13 protein-coding genes, 1 tRNA gene and 1 pseudogene are annotated in these 16,412 nt (G+C 70.7%); 4 read left to right on the top strand and 11 right to left on the bottom strand.

Going from position 1 to position 16,412, the window contains the following annotated elements:
• Positions 1 to 8 precede the first annotated feature (8 nt).
• Positions 9 to 239, top strand: coding sequence for a DUF4287 domain-containing protein (locus ABCR83_RS06635; protein WP_462693866.1), 231 nt, complete (start codon positions 9 to 11; stop codon positions 237 to 239).
• A gap of 76 nt (positions 240 to 315) precedes the next feature.
• Here the strand turns inward: ABCR83_RS06635 and ABCR83_RS06640 are convergent, their stop codons facing one another.
• The 5 genes from ABCR83_RS06640 to ABCR83_RS06660 all read right to left on the bottom strand — a co-directional run bounded on the left by ABCR83_RS06640 (position 316) and on the right by ABCR83_RS06660 (position 5,999).
• Positions 316 to 1,155, bottom strand: coding sequence for a Bax inhibitor-1/YccA family protein (locus ABCR83_RS06640; RefSeq protein ID WP_462693867.1), 840 nt, complete (start codon positions 1,153 to 1,155; stop codon positions 316 to 318).
• Between the two features lie 194 nt (positions 1,156 to 1,349).
• On the bottom strand, positions 1,350 to 2,204 hold the full coding sequence (locus ABCR83_RS06645; protein ID WP_462693868.1) for a cyclase family protein: 855 nt from the start codon (positions 2,202 to 2,204) through the stop codon (positions 1,350 to 1,352).
• Positions 2,205 to 2,221: 17 nt separating this feature from the next.
• A complete protein-coding gene (locus ABCR83_RS06650) occupies positions 2,222 to 3,751 on the bottom strand; it encodes an AMP-binding protein (RefSeq protein WP_462693869.1) in 1,530 nt (509 codons plus the stop codon).
• Complete coding sequence (locus ABCR83_RS06655; protein WP_462693870.1) at positions 3,748 to 4,998, bottom strand: thiolase family protein; 1,251 nt, start codon at positions 4,996 to 4,998, stop codon at positions 3,748 to 3,750. The genes ABCR83_RS06650 and ABCR83_RS06655 overlap by 4 nt, the downstream gene beginning before the upstream one ends.
• Positions 4,995 to 5,999, bottom strand: a complete 1,005-nt coding sequence (locus ABCR83_RS06660) for a fumarylacetoacetate hydrolase family protein (protein ID WP_462693871.1) — start codon at positions 5,997 to 5,999, stop codon at positions 4,995 to 4,997. The genes ABCR83_RS06655 and ABCR83_RS06660 overlap by 4 nt, the downstream gene beginning before the upstream one ends.
• Before the next feature lie 214 nt (positions 6,000 to 6,213).
• On the opposite strand from ABCR83_RS06660, the pseudogene ABCR83_RS06665 reads away from it, so the two are divergent.
• Positions 6,214 to 6,387 (top strand): annotated as a pseudogene (locus ABCR83_RS06665) (helix-turn-helix domain-containing protein); the annotation flags it as partial.
• A 426-nt stretch (positions 6,388 to 6,813) separates the two neighbouring features.
• On the opposite strand, the gene ABCR83_RS06670 reads toward ABCR83_RS06665, so the two are convergent.
• Positions 6,814 to 6,895: transfer RNA gene (locus ABCR83_RS06670), tRNA-Leu, on the bottom strand.
• A 357-nt stretch (positions 6,896 to 7,252) separates the two neighbouring features.
• Between ABCR83_RS06670 and ABCR83_RS06675 the strand changes: the two genes are divergently transcribed.
• Positions 7,253 to 8,074 (top strand): ABC transporter ATP-binding protein, encoded by an 822-nt coding sequence (locus ABCR83_RS06675; RefSeq protein WP_462693872.1) that lies wholly within the window; start codon positions 7,253 to 7,255, stop codon positions 8,072 to 8,074.
• A 248-nt stretch (positions 8,075 to 8,322) separates the two neighbouring features.
• Complete coding sequence (locus ABCR83_RS06680) at positions 8,323 to 10,854, top strand: ABC transporter permease (RefSeq protein ID WP_462693873.1); 2,532 nt, start codon at positions 8,323 to 8,325, stop codon at positions 10,852 to 10,854.
• A gap of 48 nt (positions 10,855 to 10,902) precedes the next feature.
• On the opposite strand, the gene ABCR83_RS06685 is transcribed toward ABCR83_RS06680, so the two are convergent.
• The 5 genes from ABCR83_RS06685 to ABCR83_RS06705 form a co-directional block, all read right to left on the bottom strand.
• Positions 10,903 to 12,213: a class I SAM-dependent methyltransferase gene (locus ABCR83_RS06685; protein ID WP_462693944.1), complete on the bottom strand. Its 1,311-nt coding sequence runs from the start codon at positions 12,211 to 12,213 to the stop codon at positions 10,903 to 10,905.
• Between the two features lie 203 nt (positions 12,214 to 12,416).
• Positions 12,417 to 13,805: an NAD(P)/FAD-dependent oxidoreductase gene (locus ABCR83_RS06690; protein ID WP_462693874.1), complete on the bottom strand. Its 1,389-nt coding sequence runs from the start codon at positions 13,803 to 13,805 to the stop codon at positions 12,417 to 12,419.
• A gap of 453 nt (positions 13,806 to 14,258) precedes the next feature.
• The gene (locus ABCR83_RS06695; protein WP_462693875.1) at positions 14,259 to 15,209 is read right to left on the bottom strand and encodes a Ppx/GppA phosphatase family protein; all 951 of its coding nucleotides are present in this window, start codon (positions 15,207 to 15,209) and stop codon (positions 14,259 to 14,261) included.
• Positions 15,210 to 15,292: 83 nt separating this feature from the next.
• Positions 15,293 to 15,820: a DUF501 domain-containing protein gene (locus ABCR83_RS06700; RefSeq protein ID WP_462693876.1), complete on the bottom strand. Its 528-nt coding sequence runs from the start codon at positions 15,818 to 15,820 to the stop codon at positions 15,293 to 15,295.
• Positions 15,821 to 15,876: 56 nt separating this feature from the next.
• A complete protein-coding gene (locus ABCR83_RS06705; RefSeq protein WP_462693877.1) occupies positions 15,877 to 16,344 on the bottom strand; it encodes an FtsB family cell division protein in 468 nt (155 codons plus the stop codon).
• Positions 16,345 to 16,412 lie beyond the last annotated feature (68 nt).

Here is a 16,412-nt window from a genome sequence, read left to right on the forward strand (position 1 = left end):
AGGCGCCGATGTCCCACGTCATCTCCGACGAGACCCACCGGAACCTGCTCTCCCGAATCCCGCACTGCACCGGCCGTGAAGTCGCCGAATGGCTGCGCACGGTCGACGAAGGTCCCGCTCTCTCCCGGTTCGAGGAGAAGGTCAGCTGGCTGCGCGGAGAACACGGCCTCGCTTACGGCCATGCCAAGGCGATCGTCCACGAGTACGACCTGCGTCGGGCCGCGCGCAAGTTCCGGTAGCCGGTGCGCCCCGAAAGGGCAGGGCCCGGGAAGGCGATGCCTTCCCGGGCCCTGCCCGGTGTCCGCCGCGGTGCGGCTAGTCGTTGTTCAGGATCGCGATGATCCGGAGCAGCTCGGTGTAGATCCACACCAGCGAGAGCGTCAGGCCGAACGCCGCCAGCCAGGACTCCTCGCGCGGGGCGCCGTACCGGATGCCGTCCTCGACCTGCTTGAAGTCCATCGCCAGGTAGGCCGCGCCGAGCACCACGCCGATGACGCCGAAGAGGATGCCGAGCCCGCCGCTGCGGAAGCCCAGGCCGGCACCGCCGCCGAAGACGGCGAACAGCCCGTTGACCATCATCAGCAGCAGGAAGCCGAGCGCGGCGGCGTTCACAAAGCCGACAAAGCGCCGGTCGACCCGGATGAGGCGGGTCTTGTAGGCGATCAGCGTGCCGGCGAAGACGGCCATGGTGCCGAGCACCGCCTGCATCGGGGCACCCGAGGCGCGCTCGTTGAACACCTGGCTGAGCACGCCGAGGAAGAGCCCCTCGAAGACCGCGTACCCCAGGATCAGCGCGGGGGCCGGCCTGGCCTTGAACGCCTGGATCATGGCCAGTACGAACGCCACCAGACCGGCGCCGACGGCGACCCCCACCGGGAGCTTGGCCGCCCAGGCGCCCGCGGCCGCGAGGACCACCAGGCCCAGCGTGATGCCGGTGCGGGTGACGACGTCGTCCATCGTCATGGCGCCCGAGCGCGCCGGGGCCTGGGGCATGCCGTACTGGAGGTCGGGCGTGCCCTGGGCGTAAGGGTTGGTCGGCTGCGCGTACGGGTTGCCCTGGGTCGCGTACCCGGGCTGCGGCGCCGCGTTGAAGCCCGCGTAGCCGCTGCCGGGAGTGAACCCCCGTCGCGAGAAGACCGGGTTCCTGCTCCTCATTTCACTCCTCCATGGCCACCCTGCGCGGCCTTGCCGACCAGGGTAATGGGTAGGCAAAGGAATGGCTCTCGTGCTTTGGGACGATCTTTTGGTCCGGGTACCCCCATCGGAGAACGCTATCCGATGGCATTCGGTTCCGCCCGGGACACGAGAGCCGGAGGCGGCCGCCGAAGCGATGCTCCGTCGGGCCGCCGCTACTCCCCGCCGTCCACGAAGGCGACAACACGGGCCGGAGCCGCGCTCATTCCGACCAGTCGCAACGGGAAGAACCCGGCGGTGAAGCCGGTGGGCGGAAGGGCGCCGAGGTTCACCAGCTGCTGGACGATCAGTGCCTCCTTGTCCTGGATCGCATAGTGGCCGTCCCAGATGTGCCCGGGGTCACCGGTCTCCTGGTACGCCTTGACCATGAGGGGGATCGGCCGGTCCCAGCCCACGGCGTCCGTGCCCAGGATCGATGCGCCGCGTTCGATGAGGAAGAGGGTGCCCTCGCGGGACATCCCCGGGTAGCCGAAGTACTCCGGGTCGCTCAGGGAGTATCGCTCCTGGCCGGTCCGGATGAGCACCGCGGATCCGTCCTCGACGTCCTGCCCGGTGGCTTCGATCGCCCGGGCCAGGGCCTCGACCGGGATCGCCTCCCCCGGGGTCGCCCAGGGCCGCACGTCGAGGACCATGCCGGGGCGCACCAGCTCGTCCAGGGCGAAGTCGCTGATGGTGCGCGCCGGGCTGCCCCCGGACCGGCGTCCGCTGTGCAGGGGTGCGTCGATGTGCGTACCGCAGTGGGTGCTGATCTCGTGCAGGACCTCGGCCGCGCAGCCTTCGCCGCCCGGGAGGTCTTCGGGCTTGCAGCCGAAGGTGGTGGTCATGAAATCGGTGCCCCAGCCCTCGTGGGAGCGGAAGTCGACTCTGGGGGCGACCACATAGGCCAGCTCGGGCATGCCTTCGGGAATGTACTGGAGGTCACGGGGGTCGATGGGGGAGGTGAGGTCGATGATGCGGCTCATGGTGCGGCTCGTTTTCTCCGAGATCTTCTCGGGCTTACTCGGGCTCACTCGGGATCTTCTCGGGCTCACTCGGGCGGGGAGGGTTCGGCGAGCAGGGCGCGCAGTTCGGTCTTGAGCACCTTTCCGTAGGAGTTCTTGGGCAGTGCGGCCACAAAGGTGAAGCGGCGCGGCCGCTTGTAGCGCGCCATCAGTTCCAGGCAGTGGTCTTCGAGGCCGGCGGCCGAGGCGGTGTGCCCGTCCGCGAGAACGATGAAGGCGACCGGGAGTTCCCCCCACTCGGGGTCGGGGGCGCCGACGACGGCGGCCTCGGCGACCGAGGGGTGGGTCAGCAGGGTCTCCTCCACCTCGCGCGGGTAGATGTTGGATCCGCCGGCGATGATCAGGTCCTTGGCCCGGTCGACGAGGGTGAGGTAGCCCTGCTCGTCGAGCCGCCCGAGGTCGCCCGTGTGCAGCCGGCCGTCGCGCAGCGCGAGCGAGGTGGCCTCGGGGTTGTTCCAGTAGCCGGCCATCACGGTGCCGCCCCGGACGGTCACTTCGCCGGTGGTGCCGGGCGGCACCGCACGGCCGCGCTCGTCGACCACGCGCAGCTCGACGCCGGTACGCACCCGCCCCACGCTCCGCAGCCTGCGCTCGAGGGCCACCGGGTCGTCATCGCGGTGGTCCTCGGGCGGCAGGAAGGTGATGGTGGCGGGGGACTCGCCCTGCCCGTACGCCTGCCAGAGGCGTTCGGGGCCGAAGCGGGCGATGACCTGCTTCAGGTCCTCGGCGTACATCGGGGCGCCGCCGTAGAGGACGCGGTGTACGTACGGGATCAGCTCGTCGGGCAGCAGGGCGGGGTCGAGCATGCGGCGCAGCAGGGTCGGCACCGCGAAGAACGACGCCGGGCCGAAGGCCCGCAGCCCCTCCGCGAGCGTTGTCGCGTCCACCACACCGCCACGGGGGAAGACCTGGGCGCGGCCGCGGGCGGTGAAGGGCAGCCCGAAGAATCCGCCGGCGTGGGAGTAGGGCGTGATGTGCAGCAGGGAGGCGTTCAGGCCCGGCCCGGCGTCGGCGAGCGCGCTGTGCACGGCGGCCATGAGGTTCCCATGGGTGAGGATCGCGCCCTTGGGACGGCCGGTCGTGCCGCTGGTGTAGAAGAGCCACGCGGGATCGCCGGCCGATACCGCCGCCGGTGGCGGGGACGCCGCCCGCGACGCCTCGTCCACCAGCTCGGTCACCTCGACCAGCGCCGTCGGGCCGAGATCCTGTTCGCGCAGCGGGCCGGCCAGGCCGGCCGTCGCCACGCACACCCGGGCCGCACAGTCCTCGATCTGGTGGACGAATTCCTTGGGGTGCAGGCGGGCGTTCATCGGTGTCACCACGAGCCCCGCCGACCATGCCCCGAACAGGATTTCGGGATAGTACGGGGTGTTGTGCATGGCCAGCGCGATCCGGTCCCCCGGGCTCGCGCCATACCCGCGGCACAGGGTGTCCCCGATGGCGCGGGCGCGCTCGGCCAGCTCGTGGTAGTCGCGCAGTACGGCGGCGCCCTCGCACACTGCCGGTGCCAACGGGGTGCGGGCGGCCGCCTGGTGCAGCAGCTGCGAGATGTTCATGGCTGCCTCCCGGCGCCGCCGGGCGCCTCCAGGATGACGACGGCCGCGGCCGCCTCCTCGTTTCCCAGAAACCCGCCGCCGTTCTCGGCAAGGCCGATCCGGGCTCCGGGGACCTGACGGTCGCCGGCCTCACCGCGCAACTGCTGGACGAGTTCGTGGACCTGCCCGATTCCGGTGGCCCCGATCGGATGGCCGTTGCACTCCAGGCCGCCCGAGGTGTTCACCGGGAGCCGGCCGCCCAGCGCCGTCTCCCCGCGCTCGGCGGCTCCCGCGCCGTCGCCCTCCCGCACCAGCCCGAGGGCTTCCAGCTGGATCACCTCACCGATCGCCGTCGCGTCATGGACCTCGGCGAGCGAGATGTCCGCCGGGCCGAGCCCGGCCCGCTCATAGGCGGTGGCGGAGGCACGACGGGTGATCTGCCGGGTGTCGTCGTCGAGCGCGCGGCCGGTGCCGGAGGCGATCACGCCGGCCCGGATCCGTACGGCACGGGCGGCGCCGAAGCGGCGCAGCGCCGCCGCCGAGCAGACGACGGCGGCTGCCGCGCCGTCACCGATGGGCGCGCACATGGGAAGCGTCAGGGGCGGCACGATCTGCCGCGCGGCGAGCACGTCGTCGACGGTGAGCGGAGTGCGGTGGGCCGCGTTGGGGTTGAGAGCGGCGTGCCGCCGGTTCTTGACGGTGACGGCGGCGAGCCGCCGGGGGGTGCAGGACGGGTGACGGCGCCGGTAGTGCGTGGCCAGGGCCGCGTAGACGTCCATGAACACCGAGCGCCGGCCGGGGCCGCCCGGCTCGGCCCCCGCCGCGGCCTGCAGCGCCGCGAGTTCCTCCGCCCAGCGGGCGGCGTCCAGCCCGCCCAGGAACCCCTCCCGGGTGCGCTGTTCGTCGGCGCCGTACATCTTCTCGGCGCCGATGGCGAGGGCGACGTCCAGCTCACCGGCCCGTACGGCGGTGGCGGCGAGGTGCAGTGCCGTGGCACCGCCGGCGCAGGCGTTCTCGACGTTGACGACCGGTATGCCTTCGAGGGCGGCGCCGATGCGGCGCAGCGCCACCTGTCCCCGGATCAGGTGCTGCCCCTCCAGGGCTCCCTGGGTGGCGTTGGAGAAGAACACGCCCTCGACGCCGGACGCCGGGATCCCGGCGTCGGCGAGGCAGGAGGCCAGCGCCGTGCGGACGAGATCGTGGACGGCGTGGCCGGGGAATCTGCCGTACGGGGTCCGGCCGACGCCGAGCACATACGCCTCGCTCACGGCCGGCCCGCCTCGTCGTCGGCCACGGGGAGGGCGACCGGGTTGCGCAGCACGCCGATGCCCTCGATCTCCAGCTCGACCAGGTCTCCGTCCTTCAGCCGCTTGCCGAGGTCGAGGCCGGTGCCGGTGGAGACGGTGCCGGAGCCGATGACCTCTCCGGCGTGTACGGCCCGGTCCCGGCTGAGCTGTTCGATGGCGTCCTCGAAGCTGTGGTGCATCTCGGCCGTGCTGCCGCGCGACCACTCTTCTCCGTTGACGCGGGCGGTCATGGTGAGGGCGTAGGGGTCGGTGAGCTCGTCCGGGGTGACGATGCAGGGGCCGAGTCCGTTCGCACCCTCGAAGTCCTTGCCCTCGCCGGGTCCCACGCGGCTGCGCATCAGCAGGAGTTGCAGGTCGCGGGCGCTCCAGTCGTTGAAGACCGTGTAGCCGAAGATGTGCTCGTGCGCCGACTCCTTCGGTACGCCCCGGCCGGTACGTCCGATGACGGCCGCGAACTCCAGCTCGTAGTCGAGTTCCCGCGCTCCCGTGGGCGGGTGGATCTCGTCCTCGGGTCCGCTCACCGACAAGTGGTCGGACGAGTAGTACATGACCCGCTCCCGGAACAGCGGATCGAGGTCGAACGTGCCGCTCGCCATGAGCCGTTCGAACTCGGCGGCCGGGTCGTCCGCCGCCTCGGCCCGGCGCCGGGCCATGGTGCGCAGTCCGGCCTCGAGGTGGGCGATGAACAGCCCGCAGTCGCGCAGCCGGGCGGGGTCCGGCAGCGGCGCGCGGAGCCGGATGCCGTCGCGGGCCGACAGGGCGTGCCCGGGGGGACGTTCGCACAGCTGCCGGGCGCGGTCGAGGCCGTCGGCCCCCGCGTCGATCAGGGCTCGCATGGAGGCGAAGGGCGCCGGTGCGGGGGCCGCCGCGGTGAGGTCGAGGACGGTGGTGTCCCCGTCGAGCAGCGCTCCGAGGCGCCGTCGGCCGGGGTGGTGCAGGTGCTCGAATGTGATCAGGCGCATGAGGTCTCCCTCGGGTGATCGGCGGCTCGGAGAACGTCCGCGCGAGGGACCCGCGACAGCCGGGCGCGCCGGGTCGCGCAGTGCATGCACCCGCATTCACTGGACGTTGGTCCAATCATTGGACTCACGTCATAGAAAGGTCAAGGGCTCGAGCGAACCGATCCGGATCCGCCGCCCCGGACCGGGCCGTGGGGCCTGTGGAACAATCGCGCCCATGTCTGGTCGTCGCGAGGAGTCCGCACGGGAGAGCCGTCGCCGCCTGCTGGAGGCCGCGACGGGACTGGTCGCCGAGGCCGGTCCGCCTGCCGCATCCGTGCAGGCCGTCGCCGACCGGGCCGGCATCAGCCGCGGTTCGGTCGCCTGGCACTTCGGCTCCAAGGACGGCCTGATCGTCGCCGTCATCGAGCACGCCTTCCGCACGGCCGCGGAGGAGTACCGCCGACAGGTGCCGGAGACCGGCCCCCTCTCGTTCGACCTCCTGGTGGACGCCCACCAGGCGGTGATGGAGGCACCGTGCGGCCGGGTCTTCGCGACGGTCCTGCCGGAGGCCATGCGGAGCGAGGGACCGCTCAGGAACGCCTACCAACAGGGTTACCAGCTCACCCGCCGACTGTGGACCGGCTATACGGAACGGCTGGTCGCGGAGAACCCCGGACTGCCGGACGCACCGTCCCTGGCGACGATCATCTTCGGCAGCGGAGTCGGGATGAACACCCTGCACACCCTCGACGGGCTGGTGGACCGCGAAGGCGGCTTCGCCGCCCTCAAGCGGCTCTTCGGTCTGGCCGACGCCGCGGCCCGGGGGAAACGGGTGTGCCCGGAGCCGGACTCGAACCGGCACGGCCCGAGGGCCAGCGAGGTTTAAGCTCGCCGTGTCTGCTTTCCACCATCCGGGCGGGCCCTTGGGTCGCACGAGCAGGACGCGCGCGGTCCCCCCCTCGCGAAGAGCAGGATGAGCCTATCCGGGGAGCGCCCCCCAAACAGCGGAACGCTGACCCGAAGTTGTCTTATTTTATTGGCAACTGAGGGCACATCAGCACAAGGGCGACGCCATTGGCACATGCCAGCGGCCGATCCGCCCCGTTCACCACCTCACCCCCCGGACGCCCCGGAATTGTCGCAATCTCGACTCCCGGGCCGCCGGCGCCGTGTCCTACCCAAGGATGACCCGGCCTTCCCGGAGTACCTCCCAGGGGGGCCTCGAGAACGGGCACAGGGGTTGATCCGGCCGAAGGGTTCGGACAGGACGATGGATGACGCCCCATCCACCATCACCGGCAGGAGCGTCACCCGTGACCACCACCCCCTTCGGCGCCCAGACCGCCGTCCGCACCGCCGCGGTGGCAGCCCGCGCCACGGATCTCTCCAAGGTCTACGGCCAGGGCGAGACCCAGGTGGTGGCCCTGGATGCCGTCTCCGTCGAATTCCACCAGGCGGAGTTCACCGCCATCATGGGGCCCTCCGGCTCCGGCAAGTCCACGCTGATGCACTGCATGGCGGGTCTCGACTCGGTCTCCGGTGGCTCGGCCCGCATCGGCGACGTCGAACTGACCGCCCTCACCGACAAGAAGCTCACCCGGCTCCGCAGGGACAAGATCGGATTCATCTTCCAGGCGTTCAACCTGCTGCCCACCCTCAGCGCCCTGGAGAACATCACGCTGCCGATGGACATAGCCGGCCGCAAGCCGGACCAGAAGTGGCTGGACATGGTCGTCGACACCGTCGGCCTCTCCGGGCGGCTCAAGCACCGCCCCAACCAGCTCTCCGGCGGCCAGCAGCAGCGCGTCGCCGTCGCCCGCGCGCTGGCCGGCCGCCCGGAGATCATGTTCGCCGACGAGCCCACCGGCAACCTCGACTCCCGTTCCGGCGCCGAGGTGCTCGGCTTCCTGCGCAACTCCGTGCGCGAGCTGGGCCAGACCGTCGTCATGGTCACCCATGACCCCGTCGCCGCCTCCTACGCCGACCGCGTCGTCTTCCTCGCCGACGGCCACATCGTCGACGAGATGCGCCAGCCCACCGCCGACGCCGTCCTGGACCGGATGAAGCGCTTCGACGCCAAGGGCCGCACCAGCTGAACGGCTCCGCCACGCCTGACAAGCCAACCGCCCTCGGTCACCACCGCCCGTCTCCCGGCGACGACGGCGCGCAGCACCTCGCCACACCCGACAAGCCAACCGCCCTCGGTCACCACCGCTCATCTCCTGGCGACGACGGCGGGCAGCACCTCGCCACGCCTGACAAGCCAACCGCCCTCGGTCACCACCGCCCATCTCCTGGCGACGACGGCGGGCAGCGACTCGCAGACCTCAACCAGGACTCACCTATGTTTCGTACCGCCCTGCGCAATGTGCTCGCGCACAAAGCCAGGCTGCTGATGACCGTCCTCGCCGTGATGCTCGGCGTGGCTTTCGTGTCCGGCACCCTGGTCTTCACCTCGACCATCTCCGACGCCTACCAGAAGAGCTCCGAGAAGGGCTTCACCGGTATCGACGTCGCCCTCAGGCCGCACAAGGAGGACAAGCACGAGGGCAAGCCCGGTGAGGCGCCCAAGCTCACCCAGGGCCTGCTCGGCCGGGCTGCCAAGGTGCCGGGCGCCGCCTCCGTCACGGGTTCCATAGGCGGTTTCGCCGCCATACCCGACAAGGACGGCTCGCTCGTGGGCAACGGCTTCTCCTCGTCCGGCGGCAACTACTACCCGGGCGCTGACGGCAAGGACGCCCGCTACCCGCTGAAGTCCGGCCGCGCGCCCCAGCGGGCGGGCGAGATGGCGCTCGACGCCAAGACCGCCGACCGCACGGGCTACAAGGTCGGCGACACTCTGCGCATCTCGGTCAAGGGCCCACTGCTGGAGCAGAAGATCACCGGCATCTTCACCACCGACGACGGCAATGTCGCGGCGGGCGGCAGCCTCGCCCTCTTCGACACCCGCACCGCACAGCATCTCTACGCCAGGCCCGGCGAGTTCAACGAGATCGATGTGAAGGCCGCGGCCGGCACCTCCCAGACCGCGCTCAAGGCCGGGCTGGAAAAGGTCCTGCCGCGCGATACCGAGGCCGTCACCGGCAAGAAGCTCGCCGACGACCAGGCGGACGCCATCGCACAAGCCACGGAGGGCATGCGGACCGGACTGCTGGTCTTCGCCGGCATCGCGCTCTTCGTCGGCATCTTCATCATCGCCAACACCTTCACGATGCTGGTCGCCCAGCGCACCAAGGAACTCGCGCTGCTGCGTGCGGTCGGCGCCAGCCGCCGTCAGGTCACCCGCTCCGTGCTCATCGAGGCGTTCCTGGTCGGCGTGGTGGCCGGTGTCACGGGTCTGCTGGCGGGCATCGGCATCGGCATCGGACTGCGCTCGCTCATCGGCAGCCTCGGCGCCTCCGTCCCCGACGGCCCGCTCGTCGTCTCCCCGAGCACCATCCTCGTCTCGCTGGCCGTCGGCATCGTCGTGACGATGCTCGCCGCCTGGATCCCCGGCCGCCGCGCCGCGAAAATCCCGCCGGTCGCCGCGATGAACAGCGTGCACGCCGTGGCCACCACCCGGAACCTGATCGTCCGTAACACCATCGGTGCCATCCTGGCCGCCGTCGGTGCCCTGCTGACCATCACCGGCTCGGGGAACAAGTCCGTACTGGGCCTGGGCGCCGTCGTGTTGATCATCGGCGTCTTCGTGCTGACCCCACTGCTGTCCCGGCCCCTGATCGCCGCCGCGTCCCCCGTCCTGCGCGTGTTCGGCATGTCCGGCAAGCTCGCCCGGCAGAACGCGGTCCGCAATCCGCGCCGCACCGCCGCGACCGCTTCCGCGCTGATGATCGGGCTGACCCTGATCACCGGAATGACCGTGGTCGCCGACAGCGTCCAGAAGGCCATCGACAAGATGGCCACCGACGCCCTCAGGGCCGACTTCGTGGTCTCCATGGCGAGCGGCAATCCGCTCTCCCCCGATGTGGACAAGAAGCTGTCCTCGCTGGACCAGGTCACCGTCTCCAGCCCGCTGCGCAACTCCCCGTCCCGCATCGGCAAGGACACCGAATACCTGACGGGCCTCAACGGCAAGACCATCGACCAGCTGGCGAAGCTGGACTTCAAGGCCGGATCGTTCGCCGGACTGGGCGACGCCCACGCGAACCGCGCCGTCGTCGACGACAAGACCGCCAAGCAATACGGCTGGAAGCTCGGCTCCGCCTTCACGGTGACCTACGAGGACGGCAAGCAGGGGCAGCTGACCGTCTCGGGCGTCTACGAGGGCAACATGATGATGAAGGGCATCATGCTCGACACGACGACGCTGGCGCCCCACCAGCACGACATCACCGACATGCAGGTGATGGTGAAGACCAAGGACGGCGACAGCAGCGCCGCCAAGAAATCGCTGAAGAAGGCACTCGGCGACAGCCCGGCCATCTCCGTCCAGAACAAGGACGACATCTCCAACGGCATCGCCAAGTTCATCAGCCTGATGCTGAACATGCTCTACGGACTGCTCGCCATGGCCGTGATCGTCGCGGTGCTCGGCGTCGTCAACACCCTTGCGATGTCGGTCTTCGAGCGCCAGCAGGAGATCGGCATGCTGCGGGCCATCGGCCTCGACCGCAAGGGCATCAAGCGGATGGTCCGGCTGGAGTCGCTGGTCATCTCCCTGTTCGGCGGAGTGCTCGGCATCGGCCTGGGCGTCTTCTTCGGCTGGGCGGCCGGCGGGATGATCAAGAAGGGCCTGAGCACCTACCAACTGGTGCTCCCCTGGGGCAGCATGGGCGTCTTCCTGCTCCTGGCCGCCGTGGTCGGCGTGCTCGCCGCGCTGTGGCCGGCCCGCCGGGCGGCCCGGATGAACATGCTCAGCGCCATCAAGGCCGACTGACGCCCGGTCGAGGGCCCGTTCCCTTGCGGGAACGGGCCCTCGCGCCGCTCAGCCCCGCCACTCCCGGGTGCGCAGCGGCAGCCCCGGCTCGCCGGAGTCGGGCGTACGGACCGCCAGCACCTGGTTGACGCCGATGCGGTTGCGCTCGAAGGACAGCGCCGAGGCGGCCATGTAGAGCCGCCACACCCGCGCCCGGCCCGGCGAGGTCAGCCGCACCGCCTCGTCCCAGTGCGCCTCGAGATTGGCCACCCACTTCCGCAGCGTCAGTGCGTAGTGCTCACGCAGCGCCTCCACGTCGCGGACCTCGAACCCGGCCTCCTCCAGCTGCTCGACGGTCCGGCCGACCGGCGCCAGCTCGCCGTCGGGGAAGACATAGCGGTCGATGAACTCATCGACCTGGTAAGCCGCTTCGTCCTTCAGCGGGCGCCGGGCGATCTGGTGGTTGAGCAGCCTGCCACCGGGCCTCAGCAGGCCGTAGAGCTCGGCGGCGTACTCCGCGTACCGCACCGAACCCACATGCTCGGCCATGCCGATGGAGGAGATGGCGTCGAACGGGCCGTCCTGGACCTCGCGGTAGTCCTGGACCCGGATCTCCACCCGGTCCGCCAGCCCCGCCTCCGCCACCCGCTTGCGGGCATACGCGGCCTGCTCCTCGGACAGCGTGATGCCGACCGCGCTCACCCCGTACTCCCGGGCGGCGTGCAGCACCAGGGAACCCCAGCCGCAGCCGACGTCCAACAGCCGCTGGCCGTCGCGCAGGCCGAGCTTGCGGCAGACCAGGTCGAGCTTGGCCCGCTGCGCCTCCTCAAGGGTGCCGCCGGGCTCCCAGTAGGCGCAGGAGTAGACCATCGAGGGGCCGAGCACCCGCTCGTAGAAGCTGTTGCCCACGTCGTAGTGGTGGCTGATGGCCTGCTTGTCGCGGCGCAGCGTGTGCAGCGGGCCGCCGCTCCGGCGGGCCTCCTCCCGGGGCGGCGCGGGCGGCACCCAGGGACCGGCGAGGCGGAGCAGCTCCCGCCCGGCGGCGCGCAGCTCGGGATCGCGCAGGGCGTTCAGTATCGCGGCGGCCCCGCGGGGGCGGGCGGCGTCCTCGCCGCGCTCCCAGAGGGAGCCGGCGAGCAGGTCGAGGGCCTGGTACAGATCACCGTCGACGTCGATGTCCCCGGCGACCCAGGCCCGGGCGAGACCGAGCTCGCCCGGCTTCCACAGCAGCCGGCGCAGGGCGCGGCGGCGCCGGATGACGAGTACGGGCGTTCCGGGCGGCCCCGACTCGCTGTGGTCCCAGGCACGGAGCCGAACCGGAAGCGGAGCCCCCAGTACCTGTTCCATGAGTGCGGAGAGCCGTTGAGCGGCCTGGGCCATGTCGCACACCTCCATGATGAAGTGCCAGGAGATTGATTCATCTGACACCTAAACACCAACGGACCGTGCAGTAGTCCTTCCCGGCGGAACCAGATCACTTTCGGGCGGCCGACGGGAATTTGCCGCGACGGCACAGCCGGACGCGGGCACGCCGAAGGGCGCCCACCCCACGGATTCGGTGGACGCCCTTGACGGTGGACGGCCTAGCCGGCCTTGGCCCGCTGCGCCGGAGCGGCGTCGGCCTTGTCGAGCCGCGGAGCGGGCTTGGCGGCCTCGTAGAACTCCTCGCGGGGGTTCTCCATGGCACCGAGCGAGACGACCTCGCGCTTGAGGAACATGCCCAGCGTCCAGTCCGCGATGACGCGGATCTTCCGGTTCCAGGTCGGCATGGCCATGCCGTGGTAGCCACGGTGCATGTACCAGGCGAGCCGGCCCTTGAGCTTGATCTTCATCTTGCCCATGACGATCATCGCGACGCCCTTGTGGAGGCCGAGGCCGGCCACCGCGCCCTTGTTGGCGTGCGAGTAGGTCTTCTGCGGGAAGCCGCGCATGCCCGAGACCACGTTGTCGCCCAGGACCTTGGCCTGGCGCAGCGCGTGCTGGGCGTTCGGCGGGCACCAGGCGTTCTCGTTGCCGGCCTTGCGGCCGACCACGTCCGGAACCTGGGCGTTGTCGCCCGCGGCCCAGATGTAGTCGGTGCCCTGGACCTGGAGGGTCTCCGAGGTGTCCACGTGGCCGCGCGGGCCGAGCGGCAGGCCGTAGCGGGCCAGTGCCGGGTTGGGCTTGACGCCCGCCGTCCACACAATGGTGTTGGCGTCGACCTCGAGGCCGTTCTTCAGCACCACATGGCCGTCCACGCAGGAGTCCATGGAGGTGGAGAGGAAGACCTCGACCCCGCGGCTCTCCAAGTGCTCCTTGCCGTACTGGCCGAGCTTGGGGCCCACCTCGGGGAGGATCTTGTCGGCGGCGTCGACCAGGATGAAGCGCATGTCCTCGCGCTTCACGTTCCGGTAGTGCTTGGCGGCGTCGCGGGCCATGTCCTCGACCTCGCCGATGGTCTCCGCGCCCGCGAAGCCGCCGCCGACGAAGACAAAGGTGAGCGCCTTGCGGCGGATCTCCTCGTCGGTGGTCGAGTCGGCCTTGTCGAGCTGCTCGAGAACGTGGTTGCGCAGGCCGATGGCCTCCTCGATGCCCTTCATGCCGATGCCGTTCTCGGCCAGGCCGGGGATCGGGAAGGTGCGCGAGACCGCGCCCAGCGCGATGACCAGGTAGTCGAAGGGCAGCTCATAGGCCTCGCCGACGAGCGGCGCGATCGTGGCGACCTTGCGGTCCTGGTCGATGGTGGTGACGCGGCCGGTGAGGACCTCCGCCTTGGGGAGCACGCGTCGCAGCGGCACCACGACGTGGCGGGGGGAAATGCTGCCGGCAGCTGCTTCGGGAAGGAAGGGCTGGTACGTCATGTACGAACGCGGGTCCACGACCGTGACGGTCGCCTCGCCGTACCGCATCTTCTTGAGGATGCGGCGCGCCGCGTACAGGCCGACGTACCCACCGCCTACTACGAGGATCCGTGGACGCTCCGTGGTGCTCATGTTTCGAGTATCCAGCACACCCCCGGGGGCTGCTCGTGCGCCCCTTCACAAGGCGCAGGGGGGTATCTGCTACACTGCGCGGCTCACGTGACCGACGCCATACTCCCACCAGGAACCACTCGGCCCGGAATTGCGTTGACCACCCCCGCTGAACTGGCCTTGCGCCATCGAGCGGGGCTGGACCACCATCACTTCCCGGCCGCCGCGCCCACCGCTGCAACCCGCTTGAACCAGGCCGGTCCCGCCCGCACGAGCCCCTCGCCGCCCGGATGGGCGCACCAGGGCCCGCTTCCGGGGCCCCGCGGCCGGTTTTTCATGTGAAGGATTTCACGAACTTTTTTCCACGCCGTCCCGGAGCGCCACCTCAGGCGACGCTCCAAGCGATCCCGTCGAGGCCCCCTCACCCGGGGGACAACCCCCGGACCCCCGGCCGGACCCCCTCGCCGGGACGGATCAATCCCCCATCACAACGCTCCAGGCGATCCCGTCCAGGATGTCGTGCTCGCTCACCACGACCTCCCGCGCCCCCGTCCGCTCCATCACACACTGCAGGACGAGCGCCCCCGCACCGATCACATCCACCCGCCCGGGGTGCATCACGGGGATCGCCGCCCGCTGCTCATGGGTGGCGGCGAGCAGCTCGGCGGTGATCTCCCGGACCCGCTCGAACGGGATCCGCGCATGGTGGATCGCCGTCCAGTCGTACTCGGCGAGCCCCAGCGCGATCGCCGCGACCGTGGTCACCGACCCCGCCAGGCCCACCAGCGTATGGGCCCGGCCCAGCGGCACGGTCTCCCCGGCCACGTCCAGCGCCGCCTCGACATCGGCCCTTATCGCCGCGATCTGACCGGGCGTCGGCGGATCGGTGACCTTGCCGTCCCGCACCAGGTGACGCTCCGTCATCCGGACACAGCCCACGTCCACGCTGCGCGCCGCCCGCACCCGGTCGTCGCCGAGCACGAACTCCGTCGAGCCGCCGCCGATGTCCACCACCAGATAGGGCTTGGCGAAGTCGTCCCGGCCCGAAAGCTCCTTGGTCGCGCCGGTGAAGGAGAATTCCGCCTCCTGGTCCCCGGTGATCACCTCGGGCTTCACCCCCAGGATCGCCACCACTCCGCGCACAAAGTCCGCCCGGTTCTCGGCGTCGCGGGACGCGGAGGTGGCCACGAACCGGGTGCGCTCGGCCCCCAGTTCCCGGATCACCCCGGCGTACTCCCGGCACGCCGCGAAGGTACGGTCCAGGGCCTCGGGCGCGAGACGCCCGGTACGGTCCACGTCCTGCCCGAGCCGGACGATCGTCATCCGCCGGTCCAGCTCGGCGAGTTCACCGGTAACCGGATCGAGGTCCGCCACCAGCAGACGGATCGAATTGGTACCGCAGTCAATCGCGGCCACGCGGGTCATGCGCTCTCCAGCAGTCGTCGTGGGGGCATCGGAAACGGACGGAGACGGAACGGAAGGGACGGACTCGGGAACCTACCGGTCCGCTACCCCTCGTCCCCACCCGGGCTCACACAGGGCCCCTTGCGCCACCACTCCGGCAGCATCGCGATCGCCTCGTCCCCCAGCGGGTTCACCCCGGGGCCCGCCGCCAGCGAGTGCCCGACCAGCACATGCAGGCACTTCACCCGGTCCGGCATCCCGCCGGCGCTGGGAAAGCCCTCCAGGACCTCGATCGCGTCCCGCCGCCGGATGTAGTCCTCGTGCGCCGCGCGGTAGGCGGCAGCGAGCTCCGGGTCACTCTGCAGCCGGGCGGTCATCTCCTTCATGACCCCCTCGGCCTCCAGCGTCCCGATCGCCGAGGACGCCCGGGGACACGTCAGGTAATAGAGCGTCGGAAACGGAGTGCCGTCCTCCAGCCGTGGCTGCGTCTCGACGACATCGGGGTTGCCGCACGGGCAGCGGTGCGCGATCGCGCGCAGGCCGCGCGGCGGGCGCCCCAGTTGGGCCTGGAACGCGACGACATCCGCGTCCGTCGGCTCGGTGGGCTCGGTCTTCGGAGGAGGGGTGTCCATGTGCTCGCTCGTGTTCGTCTTCTCGAATGGGCGGATCGGTGATCGGTGATACGACGTCAGTGGCGGCCGTCCGACACGTCCACACCGTCCCAGAGGTTGCTGTACCACGGCCGGTCGGCCGCGCCCTGGTCCTTCGGCCGCCGGGCGGCCCCGCTGCCGTCCACCACGGTGTAGCCGGTCTCGCCGGGGCGTACATAGTGCAGGTGCTCCCGCGCCAACTGCTCGATGTACGCCGGGTCCTCCAGCCGGGCCTTCTGCTCGCGCAGTCGCTTGACCTGCTCACGGGCGCGGTCGGTCTGCCGCCGCTGGTCGTCGATGTCCGAACGCTGGGTGACCCACTGCCGCATGGGATAGGCGAGGGCGACGATCAGCGAGCAGACGACCAGCGCCAGCAGCGCGGCACGCCCGGTCAGCCGGCTCCGGCGCGGCGGCCGGATGCGCCGACCCCCGGCCTTCGGCCCCTGTACGAGCACCGAGCCGAGTGCCTTGAGTCTGGTCGCGGTGGAGAACCGTTCCGCCGCCACATCGCCTCCCCTTGGGGTCCGGTTGCGGACGCGCAAAGTCGTCCTCGGCCACGGTACGGGACCGTGGC

The sequence above is a fragment of the Streptomyces xingningensis genome (assembly GCF_054957865.1).

Excerpts from the sequence above, each read along its gene's own strand:
- ABCR83_RS06635 (WP_462693866.1), top strand. The coding sequence starts at position 9 with ATGTCCCACGTCATCTCCGACGAGACCCACCGGAACCTGCTCTCCCGA.
- ABCR83_RS06640 (WP_462693867.1), bottom strand. The coding sequence starts at position 1,155 with ATGAGGAGCAGGAACCCGGTCTTCTCGCGACGGGGGTTCACTCCCGGC.
- ABCR83_RS06650 (WP_462693869.1), bottom strand. The coding sequence starts at position 3,751 with ATGAACATCTCGCAGCTGCTGCACCAGGCGGCCGCCCGCACCCCGTTG.
- ABCR83_RS06660 (WP_462693871.1), bottom strand. The coding sequence starts at position 5,999 with ATGCGCCTGATCACATTCGAGCACCTGCACCACCCCGGCCGACGGCGC.
- ABCR83_RS06675 (WP_462693872.1), top strand. The coding sequence starts at position 7,253 with ATGACGCCCCATCCACCATCACCGGCAGGAGCGTCACCCGTGACCACC.
- ABCR83_RS06680 (WP_462693873.1), top strand. The coding sequence starts at position 8,323 with ATGTTTCGTACCGCCCTGCGCAATGTGCTCGCGCACAAAGCCAGGCTG.
- ABCR83_RS06685 (WP_462693944.1), bottom strand. The coding sequence starts at position 12,213 with ATGGCCCAGGCCGCTCAACGGCTCTCCGCACTCATGGAACAGGTACTG.
- ABCR83_RS06690 (WP_462693874.1), bottom strand. The coding sequence starts at position 13,805 with ATGAGCACCACGGAGCGTCCACGGATCCTCGTAGTAGGCGGTGGGTAC.
- ABCR83_RS06695 (WP_462693875.1), bottom strand. The coding sequence starts at position 15,209 with ATGACCCGCGTGGCCGCGATTGACTGCGGTACCAATTCGATCCGTCTG.
- ABCR83_RS06700 (WP_462693876.1), bottom strand. The coding sequence starts at position 15,820 with ATGGACACCCCTCCTCCGAAGACCGAGCCCACCGAGCCGACGGACGCG.